The organism is Roseateles sp. GW821-FHT09H10 (assembly GCF_059415865.1).
This window is the reverse complement of record NZ_JBWKOB010000001.1, coordinates 1371384-1392675: the sequence shown is the minus strand read 5'-3', so window position 1 is coordinate 1392675 and position 21292 is coordinate 1371384. Positions and strand designations below refer to the sequence as shown.

Here is a 21292-nt window from a genome sequence, read left to right as displayed (position 1 = left end):
TGCCAGCCACGGCAGATCCCGCCTTCGCGGCCGTCCCGCGGCATGGTTTTGTCGCCGCACGGCGACAGGCTGCCGTCCGTCCGCCCTAAGTGCTTGATTCACCGGACAGTTTCCTGTCGCCAGAATCCGACGCTCCGCCTAGGGGGTCGTCGCGGAAGAGCTGCGGATCCAGGCCGTGCTTCTGCATCAGGCGATAGAACTCCGTGCGGTTGCGGTCCGCCAGCCGCGCGGCTTCGGCCACGTGGCCCGAGGTCAGCTTGAGCAGCCGGTTCAGGTAGTCGCGCTCGAAGCGCTGCTTGGCATGCTGGTAGTTCAGCACTTCCGCCGAAGGCATCTGCAAGGCGCGCTGCACCTGGGCCAGCGGCACCAGGGCGCCGGTGGCCAGCACGCAGACCTGCTCGACGACGTTGTAGAGCTGGCGCGCATTGCCCGGCCAGGGCGCCGTCACCAGGGCCTCAAGCGCATCCGGCGCGAAGCCGCGCACCGGCTTGCGGTGGCGCTCGGCCAGGGTGCTGAGGAAATGCTGGGCCAGCAGGGCGATGTCCTCGCGGCGCTCGCTCAGCGGCGGCAGGCTGAGCTTGACGACATTGAGCCGGTAGTAGAGGTCGGGGCGGAACTGTCCCTCGGCCATCGCCAGGTCCAGGTCGCGGTGGGTGGCCGACAGCACGCGCACGTCCACCGCCACCGCCTCGTTGCTGCCCACGGGTCTCACCATGCGCTCCTGCAGCACGCGCAGCAGCTTGACCTGCAGGGCCAGCGGCATGTCGCCGATCTCGTCGAGGAAGACCGTGCCGCCCTGCGCCGCCGGGATCAGGCCCTGGCGATGGCCCTGGGCCCCGGTGAAGGCGCCTCTCACATGGCCGAAGAGCTCGGACTCCAGCAGGGCCTCGGGGATGGCGCCGCAGTTCACGGCGATGAAGGGCTTGGCCGCCCGCGGGCTGGCCTTGTGGATGGCGCGGGCCAGCAGCTCCTTGCCGGTGCCGCTGTCGCCGCCGATGAGGACGCTGGCGTCCGTCGCCGCGACCAGCCGCGCCTCGGCCAGCACCTCGGCCATGCGCGGGCTGCGGCTGATGATCTCGCGGCGCCAGCCGCCGTCGCCATCGAAGGGCGCGGGCCCGGGCGCGTTGACGCGCAGGGCCTGCTGGATCTTGGCCAGCAGCTCCTTGGCGTCATAGGGCTTGGTCAGGTAGGCGTGGGCGCCGCGCGTCGTGGCCTCCACCGCGTCGGGGATGCTGCCGTGGGCCGTCAGCAGGATGACGGGCAGCGAAGGGTGATGGGCGCGCACCTCGTCGAACAGGGCCAGCCCGTCCAGCCCGGGCAGGCGCACATCGGTGATGAGCAGCGACGGCAGCTTCACGGCCAGATGCGCGAGAGCAGCCTCGGCGCTGGCCACGGCCTGCACCGCGTAGCCCGCGGCGGTCAGGCGCATCGTCATCAGGCGCAGCAGGTCGGCGTCGTCATCGACGATGAGGAGGGAGGCGGGTGCATGGGTCATGCTCGATGTCCTGTTGTTTGCGGGCCGAGCGCCGGGCCGCCCCCTAGCCGGCCCGCGCTGGCGATATGCTTGCCGGTTGATCCGGCAAGCATCGCCGTCCCCTCTCTGCGGCCTGCGGCCGCAGAGCAGTCCCGGTCAAGGTCATCCTTGGACGAGGGGCTCATCGTTTCGCGGGCAGGGTCTGCTCGATGGCCTTGAGTGCTTCCAGCTTCTCGTTGAGCTGTTCATTGCGGCGCTGGCTTTCGCGCAGCTGCTGGGTCAGCTTGTCGACGCTGTCCTGCAAGCGCCGCTGATCGGCCAGGCGCAGGGACAGCTGGACGGCCAGCTGCCTCAGTGGCTCGGCCTGGGGATCGGTGGACGTGGCGATGGCCTCCACCTGCGCCACCGCCTGGTTCAACTCGGCCGTGCCGCGGCCCAGGGCCAGGGCCTTGCGCAACTCCTCGGCCGTCGCGAGCAGGTCCTGCAGCGCCCTGACCTCCGGTGCCGGCAAGGGCTCGGGGCAGGCCGGCGCAGGCGGCGGCGCTGCCACCGGGGCCGGCGGGGGCGTCTGGCATGCCGCCAGCAACAGCAGGCAGGCGATCTCAAGCAGTCGTGGCTTCATGGGCAGCAGGAATCTCGATGCGGAAATGGGCGCCGCGCTCGGCAGGCAGCAGGCAGCAACTGCCCCCATGCGCCTGCGCGATCTCGCGCACGATGGACAGGCCGATGCCGCTGCCGCGGCGCGCGCCGGGGGGCTGGTGGCGGCCCTGGTAGAAGGGGTCGAAGATGCGCTCCACATCCTCGGCCGCGACGCCGGGGCCGGCGTCGATGCAGTCGACGCGGACCCGGCCGCCACTGCGCGCTAGGGCCATCACGATGGCGCCGCCCGGCGGGCTGAAGCGCAGCGCGTTGGCCAGCAGATTGGCCAGGGCCATGCCGAGCTTCTCGGCATCGACCCAGGCCTCGCAGGCCTCGGCCTCGACGTGCACTGCCAGGCCGCGCGCCTGCCACAGCAGCCGCTGCTCGTCGACGACGCGCGCCAGCAAGGCCCGCAGGTCCACGCGCTGGCGCTGCAGCTGCTGCGAGTCCGAGGCCAGGGTCTGGTAGCGCAGCAGATCCTCGATCTGGCGCTGCAGGGCCGCGCTGTTGTCGCCGAGGATGCGCACGATCTCGGTCTGGTCCGGCGTCAGGGGCCCGGCCACGCCATCACGCAACAGCGCCGCGCCCTCGCGGATGGAGGCCATGGGCGTCTTCAGCTCATGCGAGATGTGGCGCACGAAACGGGTCTTGTCGGACTCCAGCGCCGCCAGCCGCTGGCGCAGCCATTCCAGCTGGCGCCCCAGGCGGCGCAGGTCCACCGGGCCTTGCACATCGGCCACGACCTGGTCGAAGCGGTTGGCACCGAGGCGGCCGATGGCGGCCTCGACCTGGGCCAGCGGCCGCAGCAGCCAGTGCCCGAAACCCAGGGCCAGCAGCACGGCGAGCACGATGGCGCCCAGCACCAGCCCGCTGATGAGGCGGCGCTGCTGCTCCAGTTCGGCCAGCACGGCGTCGCTGCGCCTGTCCATGGCCTGCTGGCCCTGCACGGCTAGGGCTTCGTTGATGGCATGCAGGCGGGCGAACACCGGCGTCAGGCGGCGCAGCACCGAGGCGCGCGCCCGCCCGGGGCCCTGCAGCATGTCAGATACCGCCGCCGCCTGCTGCGCCCATTCGGCGAACAGCGGTTGCGCGCCGGGCTCCATGAGCTTCACCGCCAGCGCCGCCTGCGTGGCCCGGGCGTCCTCCCAGGCGGCGCGGAAGCGCTCTCGCAAGGCCGTGTCGTCCAGCACCAGGAACTGCCGCGCGCTGCGTTCCATGGCGACGGTGCGCTCGGCCAGGCGCTGCACCTCGGTGGTCAAAGCCGCGGCATCCTGCGAGGCCTGGCGGCCCTGCAGGGCCACATGCTCCAGCACCAGCATGGCCTGGGCCGCCGCGCCACCCAGGGCCACGGCGATCAGCAGGAAGGCCGCCACCAGGCATTGCCGGAACGACAGGCCGCGCAGCCCGCCGCTGCGCAGGCGCTGCCAGGCCGAATCGGCCGGAGAGGCGGCTTCGGAGCGGGGTAAAAGGGGGGTGGGGACCAGGGCGTCGGTGGGCATCGTGCGGCATCGCGCCCGCATGCCATGCGCGCGCGCCGCAGCTTAAGCGGGGGCCCAGGACACAGGCAGACGCAGCGGCGCCGGCATTGCATCCTGATGAAACAAGCTCGCTGTCGTTACAGGTGAAATGTTGCAGCGCACAAAACAGATGTAAGCGCGCGTAGGATGGCGCCATGCGTCCTCAAGTCCTCATCGTTGGCTGCGGTTTCGGCGGCCTGGAGGCGGCGCGAGTCCTGCGCGCCGCCGACGTCGACGTCACCATCGTCGACAAAACCAACCACCACCTCTTCCAGCCCCTTCTCTACCAGGTGGCGACAGCCGGCCTTTCCGCGCCGTCCATCGCGGCGCCGATCCGCCATCTCTTCCGCGGCCAGCGCAATGTGACGACGCTGCTGGGCGAGGTGGTCGCCATCGACGCCCAGGCCAAGACCGCCACGCTGAAGGATGGCGCCCAGCTGAAGTGGGACCATCTCATCGTCGCCGCCGGCGCCACCCACAGCTATTTCGGCCGCGACGACTGGGCCCGGCACGCGCCGGGTCTGAAGACATTGGAAGATGCCTTCGAGATCCGCCGCCGCGTGCTGCTGGCCTTCGAGGCCGCGGAACGCGAGGACGACCCGGCCCGGCGCGCGGCGCTGATGCAGTTCGTCGTCGTCGGCGGCGGGCCCACCGGCGTGGAGCTGGCCGGCACCTTCGCCGAAATCGCCCGCCACACCCTGCCCGGCGAATTCCGCCGCATCGACCCGCGCCAAGCGAAGGTGTTGCTGGTGGAAGGCAGTCCGCGCGTGCTGGCCGCCATGCCCGAGGCCTTGAGCGAACGCGCCCGCGAGCAGCTGGTGGCCCTGGGCGTGGAGGTGAGGCTGAATGCCCGCGTGACCGGCATCGATGCCGAGGGCCTGGACCTAACGACCGCGAGTGGCGCGGAACGCCTGCACAGCCGCTGCGTGGTCTGGGCGGCGGGCGTCGCCGCCTCGCCGCTGGGGCGCCAGCTGGCCGAGGCCACGGCCTGCACGCTGGACCGCGCCGGCCGTGTCATCGTCGAGCCCGACCTGAGCCTGAAGGGCTTTCCCGCCATCCAGGTCATCGGCGACCTCGCCGCCGCGCAAAGCCACAAGCCCGGCCATGACCCGCGGCCCGTGCCTGGCGTGTCGCCCGGCGCCAAGCAGATGGGCCGCTGCGCCGCCGCCAACCTCAAGCGCCGCCTGCGCGGCGAGGCCACGCAGGCCTTCCGCTACGCCGACTACGGCAACCTCGCCACCATCGGCCGCAACAGCGCCGTCGTCGACCTGGGCACGCCGGCCGGCCCGCTGCGCTTCTCGGGCTATTTCGCCTGGCTGTTCTGGCTCTTCGCCCACGTCTACTTCCTCATCGGCTACCGCAACCGCTTCGTCGTGCTGCTGGACTGGGCCTGGGCCTACTGGACCTATGACCGCGGTGCCCGCGTCGTCGCCAATGCGGGGCTCAGCGGGGCCAGCCCGGCGCGCGACGCCCAGGCTTGACCTCGTCGCCCGGCAGACTGACGAGCAGCAGTGCCAGGCTGGCGCCCAGGGCGATGACGGCCCAGAAGATCAGGAAGCTGACGGTGTAGACGGCCTGTGGCGACAGCTGCACCGGCGCGGCGCCGAACCAGCGCAGTTCCGCCGGATCAACGACCGCGAAGACCAGGGCCTCCAGCACGCCGGCCGCGAGGAAGGACGACCAAGCCACCGCCATCGCGAAGCGAGCGACGCGCGACGGACCGGGCGTACCGGTCACGGCTTCGCCCCGGGCACGCCGGTCGCAGCGTGGTTGCGCGCAAGCAGGGCCGGCACGTCGCCTGACTGAGCGCGCAAGTCGGCGGGCTGCACATCATCAGCCGCATGCTGGGTCATGGCGCGTGTCTCCAGCGGCGGGTCGGGATGGCGCAGTGCCAGGGCGAGGGTCAGGAAGCTCGCCACCACGACGATGGCCGGCCCTCCCATCACCAGCCACATCATGGGTTCGCGCCAGGCAGGCGTGGCATTCACAGGGGGCATGTCGTTCTCCTGGCCGTCAGCGCGGCAGCACGAAGGTGGATTTTTCGACGACGGCCTCGCCCGGGCCGGTGTCGTCGCGGTGGATGTGCCAGCGCATGGGGTGGGCACCCGCCTTCAGCGCCTGCGCGGTCTCGGGCGGCACGCGCAAGGAGACGGCGACCCAGCGTGCCTCGGCGGGGCCCAGATCCACGGTGGCAGCCTGGCTGAGCCTGAGGCCCGGCAGGCCCTCGGCCTCGATCCGGTAGCGCTGCGGCGCCTCGGTTGCGTTCATGATCTGCAGCCGGTAGACGTTCTCGATCCAGCCGTCCTCGACGAGACGGGCCAGCGAGGCGCGGTCGCGCACGATGTCGACGCGGAAGCTGTGCCGTGACACGATGCTCCACAGCAGGCCGGCGCCAATCAGCAGCAGCACGGCGGTGTAGATCAGCACGCGCGGCCTCAGCACGCGGCGCCAGCGTTCTTGGCGGCTGAAACGCTGCTCCAGGCCGTTCTCGGTGTCGTAGCGTACGAGGCCGCGCGCTGTGCCCATCTTGTCCATGACGCCGTTGCAGACGTCGATGCAGGCCGCGCAGCCTATGCATTCGTATTGCAGGCCGTCGCGGATGTCGATGCCCGTGGGGCAGACCTGCACGCACAGCTCGCAGTCGATGCAGTCGCCCAGCGCCTCCGTACGGGCCTCGCCCTTCTTGCGCCTGGCGTTGTTGCCGCGCGGTTCGCCACGCACCGTGTCATAGCTGACGATCAGCGTGTCGCGGTCGAACATGGCGCTCTGGAAGCGCGCATAGGGGCACATGTATTTGCAGACCTGCTCGCGCATATAGCCCGCGTTGCCATAGGTCGCAAAGCCGTAGAACAGCACCCAGAAGGTCTCCCACGGCCCCAGGGCGAGGGCAGCCACCTCGGCAGCCAGCGTGTGGATGGGCGTGAAGTAGCCGACGAAGGTGAAGCCGGTCCACAGGCCGAGCGCGATCCAGACGGCCTGCTTGCCGCTCTTGCGCCACAGCTTGTTCCAGCCCCAGGGCGACTTGTCCAGGCGCAGGCGCGCATTGCGGTCGCCCTCGAACCAGCGCTCCACGCGCATGAAGATCTCGGTGTAGACCGTCTGCGGGCAGGCGTAGCCACACCACAGCCGCCCGGCCACGGCCGTGAACAGGAAGAGCGCGTAGGCCGAGATCATCAGCAGGCCCGTGAGGTACACGAAGTCCTGCGGATACAGCACCAGGCCGAAGACGTAGAAGCGCCGCGCCTCCAGGTCGAACAGAACGGCCTGGCGGCTGCCCCAGCTCAGCCAGGGCAGGCCGTAGAAGACGAGCTGGGTCAGGGCCACGATGGCCCAGCGCCAGCGTGCGTAGAAGCCATCCACCGCTCGAGGGTGGATCTTGTCCTCGGAACGGTAGAGCCGTATGACGGCTTCGGAATCAGCCATCTCAGTGGCTGCTCAGGGACCAGACATAGGCGGCCAGCACCTTGATCTGTTCCGGCGTCAGCCGCTCGCCATGGGCCGGCATCACGTTGTGCTTGCCGTTGTTGATCATGGCCGTGACGACTTCCTCGCCCCAGCCATGCAGCCAGACCTTGTCGCTCAGGTTGGGCGCACCCAATGCCGGATTGCCCTGGCCGCGAGGGCCATGGCAGGCCGCGCAGGCCGTGAACTTGGGCTTGCCGAACTGTGCGTACAGCGAGTTGTGCGGGCTGCCCGACAGCGACAGCACATAGTGGGCGACATTGCGCACATCCTCGCTCGTGCCCACTGCCGGGGCCATGACGGGCATATTGCCTTCGCGGCCCTGAGTGATGGTCTCGACGATGGTGTCGTAGTTGCCGCCCCAGAGCCAGTCGCCGTCGGTCAGGTTGGGGAATCCTTTGGAGCCTTTGGCGTCCGCACCATGGCATTGGGCGCAGTTGTTGGCAAACAGCCGCTCGCCGATGGCATGGGCCTTGGGATCCTTGGCGAGCTGTTCGGGCGCCATGCCGGAGAAGCCGGCATAGACGGGCGCCATGGCGGCACGCGTCTGGGCGACGTCCGCCGCGTGCTCGCCCAGGCTGGTCCAGCCCAGCTTGCCGCCGACGCTGCCAAGGCCCGGGTAGAGGGCCAGATAGATGCCGGAGAAGAAAACGGTCAGCACGAACAGGCCCATCCACCAAAGCGGCAGCGGGTTGTTCAGCTCACGCAGGTCCTCGTCCCAGACGTGGCCGGTGGTGTTGTCGGCGGCCGAGGGCTGGCGGCGGCTGGCGATGATCAGCAAGACGACGCAGGCCAGCAGACCGAGCACGGTGGCCGCGGCGACGAAGGTCGACCAACCCGAGTTGAAGAAGTCGCTCATTGCTCGTCTCCCTGGAACGGCAGCTGGGCGACGGATTCGAAGCGGCCGCGCCAGGCCCAGAAGACGATGCCCACGAAGACGGCCAGCGACACGAGGGTCACGGCGATGCGGAGTTCGTTGATGCCCATGATGCGGGCTCCTTCACTTGTTCGCGGTGCCAAGCACCTGCAGATAGGCGACCAGTGCGTCGAGCTCGGTCTTGCCGGCGACCTCCTGTGCTGAATCCTTCACCTCGGATTCGGTGTAGGGCACACCGAGCAGGCGCATGGCCGACAGCCGCGCCGGCATGCCGGCTGCGTCCACGGTGTTGGTCGCCAGCCAGGGGTAGGCGGGCATGTTGGATTCGGGGACGAGGTCGCGCGGGTTGTTCAGGTGGATGCGATGCCAGTCGTCGCTGTAGCGGCCACCCACCCGATGCAGGTCGGGTCCGGTGCGCTTGCTGCCCCACTGGAAGGGGTGGTCGTAGACAAACTCGCCAGCCGTCGAGTAGTGGCCATAGCGCAGCGTCTCGGCCGCAAGCGGCCGCACCATCTGCGAGTGGCAGTTGTAGCAACCCTCGCGCAGATAGATGTCGCGGCCCGCCAGCTGCAGCGGCGTGTAGGGCTTGAGCCCAGGCGCAGCCTGCGTGGTGGAGCGCTGGAAGAACAGCGGCACGATCTCGACGATGCCGCCGACCAGCACGGTCAGCAGCACGAGCGCGATCATGAGCAGGTTGCTGGTCTCTATGCGCTGGTGGCCGCTGACGGCTTGGGTATCGGTACTCATGAATTCTCCTCAGGCGTGGGCCAGCGCGGGGGCTGGGATGCGCACGGCCTTGACGCTGCCGGCCTGCATGGTCTTGATGACGTTCCAGCTCATGACACCCATGCCGGCGAGGTAGAGCAGGCCACCGGCGAGGCGGATCACATAGAAGGGCCAGGTCGCCTTGACGCTCTCGACGAAGGTGTAAACCAGGGTGCCGTCGGGGTTGACCGCGCGCCACATCAGCCCCTGCATGACGCCGGCGATCCACATCGCCGCGATATAGAGCACGATGCCCAAGGTCGCGATCCAGAAGTGCAGTTCGATGGCGCGCTTGGAGTACATCTCCGTGCGGTTGAACATGCGCGGGATCAGGTGGTAGAGGCATCCCATGGAGATCAGACCCACCCAGCCGAGTGCACCGCTGTGCACATGGCCCACCGTCCAGTCGGTGTAGTGCGACAGCGAGTTGACCGTCTTGATCGACATCATCGGCCCCTCGAAGGTCGACATCCCGTAGAAGGACAGCGACACGATGAGGAACTTCAGGATGGGGTCGTCGCGCAGCTTGTGCCAGGCGCCCGACAGCGTCATGACGCCGTTGATCATGCCGCCCCAGCTCGGCGCCAGCAGCACCAGGCTGAAGATCATGCCGATGCTCTGCGCCCAGTCCGGCAGGGCCGTGTAGTGCAGGTGGTGGGGGCCCGCCCACATGTACGTGAAGATCAGCGCCCAGAAGTGGACGATGGACAGCCGGTAGCTGTAGATGGGGCGCTCGGCCTGCTTGGGGATGTAGTAGTACATCATCCCGAGGAAGCCTGCGGTCAGGAAGAAGCCCACCGCGTTATGCCCGTACCACCACTGCACCATGGCGTCCTGCACGCCGGCATAGGCCGAGTAGCTCTTCCAGAAGCTGACCGGGATCTCGGCGCTGTTGACGATGTGCAGCAGGGCCACGGCGATGATGAAGGCGCCGAAGAACCAGTTGGCCACGTAGATGTGGCGGATCTTGCGCGTGCCCACGGTGCCGAAGAAGACGATGGCATAGGACACCCAGACGACCGCGATCAACAGGTCGATGGGCCACTCCAGCTCGGCGTACTCCTTGCCTGTCGTGTAGCCCAGCGGCAGCGTGATGGCCGCCAGCAGGATGACGAGCTGCCAGCCCCAGAAGGTGAACCAGCCCAGCTTCGGGCAGAACAGCCGCGTCTGGCCGGTGCGCTGCACGACGTGGTAGCTGGTGGCGAACAGCGTGCAGCCGCCGAAAGCGAAGATGACCGCGTTGGTGTGCAGGGGCCGCAGGCGCCCGTAGCTCAGCCAGGGAATGCCGAAGTTCAGATCCGGCCAGGCCAGCTGGGCGGCGATCAGCACACCCACCGCCATGCCTACCACGCCCCAGAGGACGGCGGCCAGCGCGAAGGCACGCACCGGTCCGTCCTCATACATCGCCCCTGGGGTGGCCAGGGTTGCTTCGTTCGCCATCGCGACTCCTTCAGTCTGATGCGAACCATTCTTCGTGGGAGGGCCCTCAGGCGGCTTGATCCTCGTCAAGCAGGATGCGTTCGGCTTCGTTTTCGAAGCCGTCAAGTTGCCCGGAGTTCACGGCCCAGCCGAACACGGCCACGATGAGCAGCACCAGGACGACCGAAAACGGGATGAGAAGGTAGAGGATGTCCATCAGCGGTTCAGCCTCTGCGCGTTGAGGACGACGAAGAGAGAACTCGTCGCCATGCCGATGCCGGCCGCCAGCGGCGGCAGCCAGCCCGTCAGCGCCAGCGGCACGCTGGCCAGGTTGTAGAGGGCCGCCCAGGCCAGGTTCTGACGCAGGACCCGACGCGTCCGATGCGCCAGCTTCAAAGCCTGTGGGATGGCCGTCAGGCGGTTGGACACCAGCAGCGCATCCGCCACGCTGCGGGCCAGCATGGCGCCCTGCCCCATCGCGATGCGCACATCGGCCGCGGCCAGCACCGGCGCATCGTTGATGCCGTCGCCCACCATCAGCACGCGCTCACCACGCGCCTGCCAGTCGCGCAGCGCGGCAAGCTTGGACTCGGGCGTGGCCCCCGCGCGCCAATGGGCGATGTCCAGCAGATGGGCCATGCGCGCGACGGCGGCGGGCTGGTCGCCCGACAGCAGGCGCAGACGCAGGCCCTGGGCGCGCAAGGCCTTCATCGCTTCGGCAGCGTCGGGGCGCGGCGCTTCGGCCAGATCCAGCCAGAGCACGCAGTCGCCGCAGCCAAATGCCAGGCGCGCGGCGGGGTCGGGCAGTTCGCTGACCCAGGCCGGCGCACCAAGGCGCCACAACTTGCCACTCGCATCGCGTGCCTCGACACCGCGCCCGGCCACTTCACGCACATCGGTCCAGGTGCCGGCGGCACCTGCGATGGCCTGCGCATGCGGGTGGCGCGACAGCGCAGCCAGGCTGCGCGCGACGGCCAGCAAGGCGTCGGCATCGGCGCCCTGGGCCCAATGGCGGCGCAGTTGCAGGCGGTCCTCGCTGAGCGTGCCGGTCTTGTCGAAGACGACGGTGTCCACCGCGCACAGCCGCTCCAGGGCCGACAGGTCGGCCAGCAGCAGCCCGCGCCGGGCCAGGGCGCCGCTGGCCGTCAGCCAAGCGGCCGGCGCTGCCAGGGTCAGCGCGCAGGGACAGGTGACGATGAGCACCGCGACTGCAACGGCGATGGCGCGCGACGGGTCCACCCACCACCAGCCGACGCCGGCCGTCAGCGCCAGCAGCAGCACGACCGCGGTGAAGCCCGTTGCTACGCGGTCGACCAGGCCGCTGGCAAGGGGACGCTGGCTCTGGGCCTGCTGCATCAGCCGCACGATGCCCTGGGCCGTCGTGTCCCCGCCCACGCGCTGCACGCCGACGATCAGCGAGCCGTCAAGGTTGATGCTGCCGGCGACGACCGCATCGCCCGGCTGTTTGGCAACGGGCGCGGACTCACCCGTCAACAGGGCCTCGTTCACGTCGCCCTGGCCTGACAGCACGCGACCATCCGCCGCAAAGGCCTCGCCGGCCGCGACGCGGATGCGGTCCCCCACGCGCAGCGACTCGGGCGGCACACGCTCGCTGCCGCCATCAGCCAGCAGGCGCTCAGCCGCCATTGGCAAGGAACCGGCCACGGCTTCCAGTGCATCGGCCGCCCGATGCCGCGCCCCCAGCTCCAACCAGCGCGCCAGCAGCAGCAAGGCGATGAACATGGTCAGCGAATCGAAATAGACCTCGTGACCCAATAGCCCGCCCGGATCGAACAGCGCGCCGGTGCTGGCGACAAAGGTGACGGTGATGCCCAGCGCCACCGGCACGTCCATGCCCAGCCGCCCGGCTCGCAACTGCCGCCAGGCACCGCTGAAGAAGGGCCCGGCCGCAAAGGCCATGACCGGCAGCGTCAGCACCCAGCTGGCCCAGCGCAGCAGGCGGTCCAGGTCACTGCTGAGCTCGCCCGGCGCGGCAACATAGGCCGGCGCCGCCATCATCATGACCTGCATCATCAAGAAGCCTGCGACGAAGAGGCGCCACAGCGCCCGCCGCCTTTCCTGGCGGCGCAGCTCGCGTGCCGGCGCGGCCACATCGGGCGTCGCGCCATAGCCCACCGCCTGCAACGCAGCCATCACATCGGCCAACGCCAGCTGCGAGGGCAGCCACTGCAGGACCAGGCGAGCCGATGCCGGGTTGACGCTGGCGCTGAGCACGCCGGGCAGCTTGAGCAGCGCCGCCTCGATCAGCCCCGAGCAGGCCGCGCAATGCATGCCGGCCACCTGGAACTGCGACAATGCGGCGCCGCCCGGGCCGTCGGGCCAGGTCGTGAAGGGGGCGATAAGGAGGCGGGCGTCGGCGTCGGCCGCGTCCAGGCCTGGAGGTGGAGCGCTCACGCCGCCAAGCTAGGCGGCCCGCCCTCCCCGGCCCATGACCTGCGTCAAGCTTTTGCAGGAACGCATATTGCAAGTGCTCCCAGGCCTGCAGTTTTTCAGGAGGCCCTGGTCATGTCGGATCTGTCGATACCCGTGGACGCCGCCAACGACGCGTCCGCCACGCAGTTCTCCCACGTCAAGCCCGGGGACACGCCCTGGCGCAGCGACGGGCTCAGAGACTTCTTCCTCTATCGCGACCTCGGCGTCGCCGCGGCCACCGGTGGCAAGGTCATCGCGCACCTTGTGAAGGCGAACATGGCCCCTGAAAAGGGCACGGGATGGCACCGCCATGAGGCGCAGTTCCAGATCGTGCTGATGACCAAGGGTTGGGCCAAGTTCATGTATGGCGACCAGGTGACGCTGGTGGAAGCCGGCGACTGCGTGCACCAGCGCCCCGGCATCGTGCACTATCTGTTCGACTATTCGCCGGACATGGAGTACCTCGAGATCGTGTCGCCGGCCGACTTCGGCACCGTGGACATGCCGGCGCCCTGCGACGTCCCGATACCGACACCCTGGCCTTAGAAGTCCATGTCCAGTTGCTCGATCTCATCGGGCTCGAGCCTCGCGGCGGCCGTCCACTCCTTGAGTTCGGGCATGGCGGCGATGGTCTTGCAATAGGCCATGCAGGCGGGGTTCAGCGGCACGTCATAAGTCGTGAAGCGCGTGACCACCGGCGCGAAGAAGGCGTCGGCCGCACTGCGCTTGGCGCCGAACAGATAGGGGCCGCCGTAGCGGGCCAGGCAGTCGGTCCAGATCTCGCTGATGCGCTCGATGTCGGGCCTGGCGCCGGCCCAGATCTTGTGGCGCGGGAAATGGCCCTTGAGGTTCATCGGCAGGGACGCGCGCAGATTGGCGAAGCCCGAGTTCATCTCGCCGCAGATGGCCCGCGCATGGGCGCGCGCGACACGGTCGGCGGGCCACAGGCCGGCCTTGGGAAAGCTCTCGTTCAAATACTCGGCAATGGCCATGTTGTTCCATACCGTGACGCCGTCATGGCGCAGGCAGGGCACGCGGATGGACGGGGCCAGCAGCAGCAGCTCCTTGCGCGCGTCCTCATCGTCGGGCGAGACCATGATCTCTTCGAAGGCCAGGCCGGCAAAGCGGGTCAGCAGCCAGCCCCGCAGCGACCAGGACGAGTAGTTCTTGCTGCTCAGCGTCAGCGTGGCGGCGGGCAAGGCGGCTTTGACGGCCTTGCGGGCTGCGGGCTTGGTGGGCGTGGCAACAGGCATGGGCGTCTCCTTGGCGTTCAGGCAGGCATCTCGACGCAAGCCCCATGCCATGCTGGCGCGCTCCTTGCGTTGTTCACCGCATCCCCGCCCTGCAGGAGCAGCCATGTACCCCGCCTACCAGGCCCACAGCGACTTGATGTGGCCGCTGCGTGCGGCTACCCGACTGTCGACCTCCTTCCTGCAGCAGCCGGCCATCGCCGACGCGGGCTGGCTGCCGGCCCGCCAGATGTCGGCCGCCGGCAAGGTGTTCGAGCTGGCCCAGATCACCCACACGCGGCCGCCCTGGCGCATCGGCGAGATCGTCAGCGGCGACGAGCGCTGGGCCGTCACCGAGGAGGCCGCGCTGACCACGCCCTTCGGCACCCTGCTGCGCTTTCGCAAGGAGGGCGCGCCGCCGCAGCCCAAAGTCATGGTGGTGGCGCCAATGTCGGGCCACTTCGCCACGCTGCTGCGCGAGACGGTGCGCACCCTGCTGCAGGACCATGATGTCTATGTCACCGACTGGCACAACGTGCGCGATGTGCCGCTGTCTGCCGGCCGCTTCGGGCTGGACGAATACACCGGCCACCTGATCGACTTCCTGGCCGCCATCGGCCCGCAGGCCCATGTGGTGGCCGTCTGCCAGCCCTGCGTCAGCGCCCTGGCCGCCGTGGCCCTGATGGCCGAGGACGACCACCCCGCCACGCCAGCCAGCCTGACGCTGATGGCCGGGCCCATCGACTGCCGCGTCAGCCCGACGGCCGTCAACGAACTGGCCACCAGCAAGCCCATCTCCTGGTTCCGCAAGAACCTCATCAGCCATGTGCCCTGGCAGCATGCCGGCGCCGGTAGGCGCGTCTACCCGGGCTTTGTGCAGCTGTCCGCCTTCATGAGCATGAACAAGGACAGGCATGCCAATGCCTTCAAGGACTATTACAAGCACCTGGTCGCGGACGAGTTCGACAAGGCCGAGGTCACGCGCATGTTCTACGAGGAATACCTGGCCGTGGCCGACCTCGCCGCCGAGTTCTACCTGGAGACCGTGGAGCGCGTCTTCCAGACCTATGACCTGCCGCGCGGCGAGATGATGTTCAGGGGACGCCGCGTGAACCCGGCGGCCATCCGCCGCACGGCGCTGCTGACCATCGAGGGTGAGCGCGACGACATCTGCTCGGTCGGCCAGACCTTGGCGGCGCAGGACCTGGCCAGCTGCCTGAAGGCCTATCTGCGCACCCACTACATCCAGCCCAATGTCGGCCACTACGGCGTGTTCAGCGGGCGGCGCTGGCAGCACCAGGTCTATCCGCTGGTGCGGCACGTCATTCAGGTGTCCCAGTAGGGATCAGCGCAGCCCAAACATGAAACGCTTGACGATAGCGGCAGCCTCGGCCGGCCGGGTCTGGAGCAGGAAGTGCGGCCCGGACAGTTCGGCCATCTCGACGTCGGGCTTGATTTCCGCGATGCGCGCACCTGCTGACCGCGGCACGACGCGATCCTCTTTGGCGCGCAGGTAGAGGGCTGGCACGACGACCCGACGCAGGTCGGCCGTCGCATCCACGCCCAGCACGGCCTTCAGGCGGGCGCGCATGACGGCCGCCGGCAGTTGCCGCATCGCGGCGCCGAGATCCGCGTTCAACGCCGACTCGAAAGCGCGGCCCATCAGCACCCGGCCCAACAGCGTGACGGGCATGACACCCAGCGGCAATGCGGGCAGCACGCCGCCGAAAGGGCGCATCGCCGGCCGCGGATTGCTGGCGAAGGTGCAGCACAGCGCCAGGCCCTTGAGCTGAGACGGGGCCTGCGCCGCGATCTGGATGCCGATCGGGCCGGAGAAGGATTCGGCCAGCAGCACATAGGGCCGATCGACGGGCAAGGTCTCGCGCACGAAAGCCAGGAGTTCGGCGTAGCCCCAGGGACGCTCCACCGGAAAACGCAGCACTCGCGCCTCGACGCCGGGGCCAAGCACCCGCACGAAGCGCGAGAAAAGCTCACCCGTGCCGTCCATGCCGGGCAGCAGAACCAGGGTGTTCAAGCCGGTGACACTCATCGTGTTCGACCACAAAAATGCCGGCTGATGCCGGCTCTTGTCGCTGATCGAACTGCGCGATCAGGCGAAGTTGGCTTCAGCGAACTGCCAATTGACGAGATTGCTCAGGAAGGTCTCGACGAACTTGGGACGCAGGTTGCGGTAGTCGATGTAGTAGGCGTGCTCCCACACGTCGACGGTCAGCAGGGCCTTGTCGGCCGTGGTCAGCGGCGTGCCGGCGGCGCCGGTGTTGACGATGTCGACCGTGCCGTCGGCCTTCTTGACCAGCCAGGTCCAGCCCGAACCGAAATTGCCGACGGCGCTCTTGACGAAGGCTTCCTTGAAGGCGGCGTAGCTGCCCCACTTGGCGTTGATGGCGTCAGCCAGCGCGCCGCTGGGCTCGCCGCCGCCTTGCGGCTTCATGCAGTTCCAGAAGAAGGTGTGGTTCCAGATCTGGGCCGAGTTGTTGTAGATGCCGCCGCTGGAGGTCTTGATGATCTCTTCCAGCGTCTTGCTCTCGAACTCGGTGCCCTTCTGCAGGTTGTTCAGGTTCACGACATAGGCGTTGTGGTGCTTGCCGTGGTGGAACTCCAGCGTTTCCTTGCTGTAGTGCGGAGCCAGCGAGTCGATGGGGTAAGGCAGCGGGGGCAGCGTGTGTTCCATGTGTGAACCTCAAAGTGTTGGGGGGAAGGGAAACCGAAAGATTGTAGGGAGCGAAACCCGGCCCTACTGCGACGAGGGGGGCGGCAAAGGCCGTACCCGCAGGACTTGCATGTCGGCCGCGCCGTCGGCCAGCACGGCACGCACTTCGCCGCCGGCCGGCAGGGACTGCACGGAGGTGATGGCGCCTCCCTTGCCGTCGTCCAGCCAGGCATAGCCGCGGGCCAGCACATGCTGGGGGTCCAGGGCCAGCAGCCGTGCCTGCAGGGCGTCCAGCCGGGTGTGCTGGCGGGCCAGGATGTCGCGATGGGCGCGCTCATGGCGCTGCTCGAGATGCGTCAGCCGCTGGCCCTGGAGTTCCACACGACGCCGGGGCGCCGCGCCGGCGCGCTGGGCCAGCAGTTCCAGCACGCGGCGCTGGCGGGCCAGGCTGTCGCTGGGGCGGGCCAGGCGCAGGGCCAGGCGGTCCAGGCGCTGGGCCAGGGACTGCAGGCGGTGGTCGACGCGCAGGGTCAGGCTGCGCTCCAGGCTTTCCAGGCGCTGCAGCAGGTTGGCCCGCGACGGCGCGGCCAGCTCTGCGGCCGCCGTCGGCGTGGGGGCACGCAGGTCGGCCGCCAGGTCGCACAGGGTCACATCGGTCTCATGGCCGACGCCACAGACGACGGGCAGGGCCGACGTGGCCACGGCCCGCACGACGCGCTCGTCGTTGAAGGCCCACAGGTCCTCCAGCGAGCCGCCGCCGCGCACCAGCAGCAGCACATCGACCTCCGCCCTGGCATTGGCCGTCTGCAAGGCCCGCACCAGGGCCGGCGGCGCCTCGGCACCCTGCACGGGGCTCGGGTAGACGACGACCTCGACCTGGGGCGCCCGCCGCGCCAGCGCCGTCAGCACATCATGCAGGGCGGCGCCTGCGGCCGACGTGATGACGCCAATGCGCCGCGGATGGCTAGGCAGGGCCCGCTTGGACTCTTCATCGAACAGGCCCTCGGCCGCCAGCCGGGCGCGCAGCTTCAGGAATTGCTCGTAGAGCGTGCCGGCACCGGCGCGGCGCATGGCCTCGACGACGAATTGCAGCTCGCCGCGCGGCTCGTAGACGGCGACGCGGCCGCGCACCTCCACCAGCACACCCTCGCCCGGCGCGAAGTCCAGCAGCGCAGCGGCGCGGCGGAACATCGCGCAGCGCAGGCTGGCGGCCTGGCCGTCAGCGTCCTTCAGGCCGAAATAGCAGTGGCCGCTGGCGGCGCGGGTGAAGCCGGCGATCTCGCCGCCGACGACGACCACCGAGAAGCGCTCGGCCAGGCTCTGGCTGACCGCCTCCAGCAGGCCGGCCACACCCCAGACACGACGATTTGAAGCGGGTTCGCGAGCGTCAATCACGCGCAAACCCAATGCCGGCGCGGGCCGGGAAGTCCACAGCCGCGCCAATGCTGGGCTGGCGGGCAATTGCGGCTCATTTCACTCGTCACGGCGCTGTCATGAGCACATAAGGCCTTGTTTTTCAATTCGAATTCCACTGCTCAAATTGGAGGCAAGTTGTCCAAGGCCTTGATTTGACGGCCTCTGCAGCACGACGCAGCCGGCTTGCCCACAAAGTTATCCACAGCAACGGTGGATTGTGAGAACGCTTTCGCGGCGTGAAGGACAGGCTGGGACCCGCAAGGCTGGGGCCATAATCCCGCGCACTCTCGCGGCCGCCAGCGGCCGTTCAGCTCGACGCATTCATCGACGGGGACGCCCTTGTTTTCGATCATACAAGCCGCCGGTTGGCCGATCTGGCCCTTGCTCCTGTGCTCCGTGGTGGCCCTGGCCCTCATCATTGAACGCGTGTCCAGCCTGCGCGCCAGCCGTGTGCTGCCGGCGCGGCTGCTGGAAGACGTCATGAACGTCAGTGCCCAGCAGCTGCCCGCCCCCGACATGGTCGACCGCCTGGCGGAGAACTCCATCCTCGGCGAGGTGCTGGCCTCCGGCCTGCGCGCCGTGACCGTGGAGCCGCAGATGCCCGAAGGCAAGCTGCGCATGGTGTTCGAGTTCGCCGGCCGCCGCGCCGTGCACCAGCTCGAGCGCTACATGAACACCCTGGGCACCATCGCCACGGCGGCACCGCTGCTGGGCCTGATGGGCACGGTGGTCGGCATGATCGAGATCTTCGGCAGCCAGACGCCCGGCGGCGGCAATCCCGCCCAGCTGGCTCACGGCATCTCCATCGCCCTCTACAACACGGCCTTCGGCCTGATGATCGCCATCCCCAGCCTGATCGCCCACCGCTACTTCCGCGGCAGGATCGAGGAGTACGTGCTCGAGCTCGAGGCCGCCGCCGACCGGCTGCTGGGCCAGCTGCGTCGCTACACGGCTTGAGGATCGAGCGATGCGATTCCGCCCCCCGCACAGCGAGCCGCCGGAGATCAACCTGATCCCCTTCATCGACGTGCTGCTGGTGATCCTGATCTTCCTGATGCTGTCGACGACCTATTCCAAGTTCACCGAGCTGCAGATCACCCTGCCCTCGGCCGACGCGGACAAGCTCAAGGACAGGCCGCAGGAAGTCATCGTCGGCATCGCCGCCGACGGCCGCTTCGTCGTCAACCGCCAGCCGGTGGAAGGCCGCTCGGTGGACATCCTGATCGCCGCGCTGCGCCAGGCCTCGGGCGGCAACAACGAAGCCTCGCTGATCATCTCGGCAGATGCCGCCACGCCCCACCAGGCCGTCGTCAACGTGATGGACGCCGCGCGCCGCGTCGGCCTGACGCGTGTCACCTTCGCCGCGCAGACCGACGCTCGCTGACCGGCTGCAGCAGCAGTGGCTGACGGGCGGACCGCTGTCCGCCGCGCTGCTGCCGCTGAGCTGGCTGTACCGGGCCCTGCTGGGCCTGCGAAACCTCTGGTATCGAACCGGGCTGAAACGCGTCGAGACGCTGCCCGTTCCCGTCATCGTGGTCGGCAACTGGATCGTCGGCGGCGCCGGCAAGACGCCGACGACGCTGGCCCTGCTGACCCTGTTGCGCGAACGCGGCCTGCGCGCCGGCGTGGTGTCGCGCGGCTATGGCCGCGACGGCGACGGCGTGCGCCTGGTCACGCGCGTGTCGACCGCCCGCGAGGTGGGCGACGAGCCGCTGCTCATCCATCTGCGCAGCGGCGCGCCGGTGGCCGTGGGCCGTGATCGCGTCGCCGCCGCACGCGCGCTGCTGGCCGCCGAGCCGGGCCTGCAATTGCTGGTCAGCGACGACGGCCTGCAGCACTGGCGGCTGCCGCGGGCCTTGAGCCTGCTGGTCTTCGACGAGCGCGGCCTGGGCAATGGCCGGCTGCTGCCCGCCGGCCCGCTGCGCCAGCCGCCTGGCGCGCTGGCGGCCGACCAGCTCGTCGTCTACAACGCCGCCCGGCCCAGCACTGCCCTGCCCGGCTTCGTCGCCGAGCGGGGCCTGGCGGGCGCCGTGACGCTGGCGGACTGGTGGGCCGGCCGGCCCGCGCAGATGGACGCCCTGCTCGCCCTGCGCGAGCGCCCCGGCCTGCTGGCCGTCGCCGGCGTCGCGCGGCCGCAGCGCTTCTTCGACATGCTGGCCGGCCTGGGCCTGCACGTCGACACCCTGGCCCTGCCCGACCACGCCGACTTCGCGACGCTGCCCTGGCCCGCGCATGTTGCCGGCATCGTGCTGACCGAGAAGGACGCCGTGAAGCTGGCACCCGAACGCGTCGGCGAGCTACCCGTCTGGGTCGTGGCGCTAGACTTCTCGCCCGGTGCCGGCTTCGAGGCCGCGCTGGACAGCCAACTGCAAAAACTTTTCGCTCCCGCCTGATGGATCAACGCCTCATCGAAATGCTGGTCTGCCCGCTGTGCAAGGGGCCGCTGACGCTGCTGCGCGAAGGCGAACTGCCGGCCCTGGCCTGCCGCGCCGACCGCCTGGCCTTTCCCATCCGCGACGGCATTCCACTGATGCTGGAGAGCGAGGCCAAGCCCTGGGACCCCGAGGCGCCGACGGCACCGGTCGCGCTGGCGCCGTGAGCTTCACGGTCGTCATCCCGGCGCGGCTGGCATCGACCCGCCTGCCCAACAAGCCGCTGGCCGACATCGCCGGCCTGCCCATGATCGTGCGCGTGGCGCAGCGCGCCGCCCAGTCGGGCGCGAGCCAGATCGTCGTCGCGACCGACGCGCCCGAGGTGGCCGCCGCCTGCGCGGCCCACGGCGTGCGCGCGCTGATGACGCGCGCCGACCACCCGTCCGGCAGCGACCGCCTGGCCGAGGCCGTCGAGCAGCTGGGCCTGGCCGACGAGGCCGTCGTCGTCAATGTGCAGGGCGACGAGCCGCTGATCGCGCCGGCCATGATCGATGCCTGCGCCGCGACGCTGGCGGCCCGATCCGACTGCGTGATGGCAACGGTCGCGCATGCGCTGACCGACCCTTCCGAGTTCGCGAACCCCAATGTCGTCAAGCTGGTCACCGACCAGGCCGGCCGGGCCCTGTATTTCTCGCGCGCACCCATCGCCTGGTGGCGGGACGGCGGCGGCCAGCCCAAGGGTGCGCTGCGCCATGTCGGCCTCTACGCCTACCGCGCCGGCTTCCTGCGCCGCTTCCCGCAGCTGGCCGTGAGTCCGCTGGAGCAGGTCGAGTCGCTGGAGCAGCTGCGCGTGCTCTGGCACGGCGAGCGCATCGCCGTTCACGTCAGCGAGGAACGCCCCGGTCCGGGCGTCGACACGCCCGAGGATCTGGAGCGCGTCAGGCGCCTCATCGAGGGTTGACACGTCAGGCCCCCGAAAGGCCGCGTGCGATACTCAAACGCTGATTGATGCAGGACT

Annotated in this window: 24 protein-coding genes; 8 read left to right on the top strand and 16 right to left on the bottom strand. The window is 69.3% G+C overall.

Going from position 1 to position 21292, the window contains the following annotated elements; all coding sequences use genetic code 11:
- Positions 1–85 precede the first annotated feature (85 nt).
- From AC07OY_RS06465 to AC07OY_RS06455, 3 genes are all read right to left on the bottom strand, one after another.
- The gene (locus tag AC07OY_RS06465; protein ID WP_495041689.1) at positions 86–1495 is read right to left on the bottom strand and encodes a sigma 54-interacting transcriptional regulator; all 1410 of its coding nucleotides are present in this window, start codon (positions 1493–1495) and stop codon (positions 86–88) included.
- 160 nt (positions 1496–1655) lie between these two features.
- Complete coding sequence (locus AC07OY_RS06460) at positions 1656–2096, bottom strand: hypothetical protein (RefSeq protein WP_495041688.1); 441 nt, start codon at positions 2094–2096, stop codon at positions 1656–1658.
- Positions 2077–3612, bottom strand: coding sequence for an ATP-binding protein (locus AC07OY_RS06455; protein WP_495041687.1), 1536 nt, complete (start codon positions 3610–3612; stop codon positions 2077–2079). The genes AC07OY_RS06460 and AC07OY_RS06455 overlap by 20 nt, the downstream gene beginning before the upstream one ends.
- A gap of 173 nt (positions 3613–3785) precedes the next feature.
- Between AC07OY_RS06455 and AC07OY_RS06450 the strand changes: the two genes are divergently transcribed.
- Complete coding sequence (locus tag AC07OY_RS06450) at positions 3786–5111, top strand: NAD(P)/FAD-dependent oxidoreductase (protein ID WP_495041686.1); 1326 nt, start codon at positions 3786–3788, stop codon at positions 5109–5111.
- Here the strand turns inward: AC07OY_RS06450 and AC07OY_RS06445 are convergent.
- Genes AC07OY_RS06445 through AC07OY_RS06405 form a run of 9 tightly spaced genes read right to left on the bottom strand, consistent with a single transcriptional unit; the run spans position 5074 to position 12568 of the window.
- Positions 5074–5367: a hypothetical protein gene (locus AC07OY_RS06445; RefSeq protein ID WP_495041685.1), complete on the bottom strand. Its 294-nt coding sequence runs from the start codon at positions 5365–5367 to the stop codon at positions 5074–5076. The two genes, AC07OY_RS06450 and AC07OY_RS06445, sit on opposite strands and share 38 nt — an antisense overlap.
- Positions 5364–5627, bottom strand: coding sequence for a hypothetical protein (locus AC07OY_RS06440; RefSeq protein WP_119045694.1), 264 nt, complete (start codon positions 5625–5627; stop codon positions 5364–5366). Before AC07OY_RS06440 ends, AC07OY_RS06445 begins: the two co-directional genes overlap by 4 nt.
- A gap of 16 nt (positions 5628–5643) precedes the next feature.
- Entirely contained in the window at positions 5644–7053 is a 1410-nt protein-coding gene (ccoG, locus tag AC07OY_RS06435) for a cytochrome c oxidase accessory protein CcoG (RefSeq protein ID WP_495041684.1), read from the bottom strand.
- A 1-nt stretch (position 7054) separates the two neighbouring features.
- The gene (gene ccoP, locus AC07OY_RS06430) at positions 7055–7951 is read right to left on the bottom strand and encodes a cytochrome-c oxidase, cbb3-type subunit III (RefSeq protein ID WP_495041683.1); all 897 of its coding nucleotides are present in this window, start codon (positions 7949–7951) and stop codon (positions 7055–7057) included.
- Positions 7948–8079, bottom strand: a complete 132-nt coding sequence (locus AC07OY_RS06425; RefSeq protein ID WP_495041682.1) for a cbb3-type cytochrome oxidase subunit 3 — start codon at positions 8077–8079, stop codon at positions 7948–7950. The genes ccoP and AC07OY_RS06425 overlap by 4 nt, the downstream gene beginning before the upstream one ends.
- A gap of 13 nt (positions 8080–8092) precedes the next feature.
- Positions 8093–8716 carry a cytochrome-c oxidase, cbb3-type subunit II gene (gene ccoO / locus AC07OY_RS06420; protein ID WP_495041681.1) on the bottom strand — a complete coding sequence of 208 codons (624 nt, stop codon included), beginning with the start codon at positions 8714–8716 and terminating at the stop codon, positions 8093–8095.
- 9 nt (positions 8717–8725) lie between these two features.
- A complete protein-coding gene (gene ccoN, locus AC07OY_RS06415) occupies positions 8726–10174 on the bottom strand; it encodes a cytochrome-c oxidase, cbb3-type subunit I (RefSeq protein WP_495041680.1) in 1449 nt (482 codons plus the stop codon).
- A 46-nt stretch (positions 10175–10220) separates the two neighbouring features.
- Positions 10221–10370 (bottom strand): cbb3-type cytochrome oxidase assembly protein CcoS, encoded by a 150-nt coding sequence (gene ccoS / locus AC07OY_RS06410; RefSeq protein WP_477935541.1) that lies wholly within the window; start codon positions 10368–10370, stop codon positions 10221–10223.
- A complete protein-coding gene (locus tag AC07OY_RS06405) occupies positions 10370–12568 on the bottom strand; it encodes a heavy metal translocating P-type ATPase (RefSeq protein ID WP_495041679.1) in 2199 nt (732 codons plus the stop codon). Before AC07OY_RS06405 ends, ccoS begins: the two co-directional genes overlap by 1 nt.
- Before the next feature lie 111 nt (positions 12569–12679).
- On the opposite strand from AC07OY_RS06405, the gene AC07OY_RS06400 reads away from it, so the two are divergent.
- A complete protein-coding gene (locus AC07OY_RS06400; RefSeq protein ID WP_495041678.1) occupies positions 12680–13132 on the top strand; it encodes a cupin domain-containing protein in 453 nt (150 codons plus the stop codon).
- Here AC07OY_RS06400 and AC07OY_RS06395 read toward each other — a convergent pair.
- A complete protein-coding gene (locus tag AC07OY_RS06395; protein WP_495041983.1) occupies positions 13129–13785 on the bottom strand; it encodes a glutathione S-transferase family protein in 657 nt (218 codons plus the stop codon). The genes AC07OY_RS06400 and AC07OY_RS06395 overlap by 4 nt on opposite strands.
- Positions 13786–13942: 157 nt before the next feature.
- Between AC07OY_RS06395 and AC07OY_RS06390 the strand changes: the two genes are divergently transcribed.
- Positions 13943–15157: a polyhydroxyalkanoate depolymerase gene (locus tag AC07OY_RS06390; RefSeq protein WP_495041677.1), complete on the top strand. Its 1215-nt coding sequence runs from the start codon at positions 13943–13945 to the stop codon at positions 15155–15157.
- Positions 15158–15160: 3 nt separating this feature from the next.
- On the opposite strand, the gene AC07OY_RS06385 is transcribed toward AC07OY_RS06390, so the two are convergent.
- From AC07OY_RS06385 to xseA, 3 genes are all read right to left on the bottom strand, one after another.
- Entirely contained in the window at positions 15161–15850 is a 690-nt protein-coding gene (locus AC07OY_RS06385) for an alpha/beta fold hydrolase (RefSeq protein ID WP_495041676.1), read from the bottom strand.
- Between the two features lie 75 nt (positions 15851–15925).
- Positions 15926–16507 carry a superoxide dismutase gene (locus tag AC07OY_RS06380; RefSeq protein WP_495041675.1) on the bottom strand — a complete coding sequence of 194 codons (582 nt, stop codon included), beginning with the start codon at positions 16505–16507 and terminating at the stop codon, positions 15926–15928.
- A gap of 63 nt (positions 16508–16570) precedes the next feature.
- Positions 16571–17881, bottom strand: coding sequence for an exodeoxyribonuclease VII large subunit (gene xseA, locus AC07OY_RS06375; protein ID WP_495041674.1), 1311 nt, complete (start codon positions 17879–17881; stop codon positions 16571–16573).
- A gap of 360 nt (positions 17882–18241) precedes the next feature.
- Between xseA and AC07OY_RS06370 the strand changes: the two genes are divergently transcribed.
- Genes AC07OY_RS06370 through kdsB form a run of 5 tightly spaced genes read left to right on the top strand, consistent with a single transcriptional unit; the run spans position 18242 to position 21235 of the window.
- Positions 18242–18859, top strand: a complete 618-nt coding sequence (locus AC07OY_RS06370) for a MotA/TolQ/ExbB proton channel family protein (RefSeq protein ID WP_495041673.1) — start codon at positions 18242–18244, stop codon at positions 18857–18859.
- Positions 18860–18869: 10 nt separating this feature from the next.
- Positions 18870–19286, top strand: a complete 417-nt coding sequence (locus AC07OY_RS06365) for an ExbD/TolR family protein (protein ID WP_495041672.1) — start codon at positions 18870–18872, stop codon at positions 19284–19286.
- Positions 19252–20295 (top strand): tetraacyldisaccharide 4'-kinase, encoded by a 1044-nt coding sequence (gene lpxK / locus AC07OY_RS06360; protein WP_495041671.1) that lies wholly within the window; start codon positions 19252–19254, stop codon positions 20293–20295. The genes AC07OY_RS06365 and lpxK overlap by 35 nt, the downstream gene beginning before the upstream one ends.
- On the top strand, positions 20295–20501 hold the full coding sequence (locus AC07OY_RS06355) for a Trm112 family protein (protein WP_495041670.1): 207 nt from the start codon (positions 20295–20297) through the stop codon (positions 20499–20501). Before lpxK ends, AC07OY_RS06355 begins: the two co-directional genes overlap by 1 nt.
- Positions 20498–21235, top strand: coding sequence for a 3-deoxy-manno-octulosonate cytidylyltransferase (kdsB, locus tag AC07OY_RS06350; RefSeq protein WP_495041669.1), 738 nt, complete (start codon positions 20498–20500; stop codon positions 21233–21235). Before AC07OY_RS06355 ends, kdsB begins: the two co-directional genes overlap by 4 nt.
- The last annotated feature ends 57 nt before the right edge of the window (positions 21236–21292 follow it).

What these genes read in the sequence shown, in the direction of transcription:
- AC07OY_RS06390 (WP_495041677.1), top strand. Translation starts at nt 13,943, where the DNA reads ATGTACCCCGCCTACCAGGCCCACAGCGACTTGATGTGGCCGCTGCGT.
- AC07OY_RS06465 (WP_495041689.1), bottom strand. Translation starts at nt 1,495, where the DNA reads ATGACCCATGCACCCGCCTCCCTCCTCATCGTCGATGACGACGCCGAC.
- AC07OY_RS06365 (WP_495041672.1), top strand. Translation starts at nt 18,870, where the DNA reads ATGCGATTCCGCCCCCCGCACAGCGAGCCGCCGGAGATCAACCTGATC.
- ccoO (WP_495041681.1), bottom strand. Translation starts at nt 8,716, where the DNA reads ATGAGTACCGATACCCAAGCCGTCAGCGGCCACCAGCGCATAGAGACC.
- AC07OY_RS06440 (WP_119045694.1), bottom strand. Translation starts at nt 5,627, where the DNA reads ATGCCCCCTGTGAATGCCACGCCTGCCTGGCGCGAACCCATGATGTGG.
- AC07OY_RS06400 (WP_495041678.1), top strand. Translation starts at nt 12,680, where the DNA reads ATGTCGGATCTGTCGATACCCGTGGACGCCGCCAACGACGCGTCCGCC.
- AC07OY_RS06460 (WP_495041688.1), bottom strand. Translation starts at nt 2,096, where the DNA reads ATGAAGCCACGACTGCTTGAGATCGCCTGCCTGCTGTTGCTGGCGGCA.
- AC07OY_RS06425 (WP_495041682.1), bottom strand. Translation starts at nt 8,079, where the DNA reads ATGGGCATCAACGAACTCCGCATCGCCGTGACCCTCGTGTCGCTGGCC.
- AC07OY_RS06450 (WP_495041686.1), top strand. Translation starts at nt 3,786, where the DNA reads ATGCGTCCTCAAGTCCTCATCGTTGGCTGCGGTTTCGGCGGCCTGGAG.
- AC07OY_RS06455 (WP_495041687.1), bottom strand. Translation starts at nt 3,612, where the DNA reads ATGCCCACCGACGCCCTGGTCCCCACCCCCCTTTTACCCCGCTCCGAA.
- AC07OY_RS06380 (WP_495041675.1), bottom strand. Translation starts at nt 16,507, where the DNA reads ATGGAACACACGCTGCCCCCGCTGCCTTACCCCATCGACTCGCTGGCT.
- ccoG (WP_495041684.1), bottom strand. Translation starts at nt 7,053, where the DNA reads ATGGCTGATTCCGAAGCCGTCATACGGCTCTACCGTTCCGAGGACAAG.
- ccoN (WP_495041680.1), bottom strand. Translation starts at nt 10,174, where the DNA reads ATGGCGAACGAAGCAACCCTGGCCACCCCAGGGGCGATGTATGAGGAC.
- AC07OY_RS06355 (WP_495041670.1), top strand. Translation starts at nt 20,295, where the DNA reads ATGGATCAACGCCTCATCGAAATGCTGGTCTGCCCGCTGTGCAAGGGG.
- ccoP (WP_495041683.1), bottom strand. Translation starts at nt 7,951, where the DNA reads ATGAGCGACTTCTTCAACTCGGGTTGGTCGACCTTCGTCGCCGCGGCC.
- ccoS (WP_477935541.1), bottom strand. Translation starts at nt 10,370, where the DNA reads ATGGACATCCTCTACCTTCTCATCCCGTTTTCGGTCGTCCTGGTGCTG.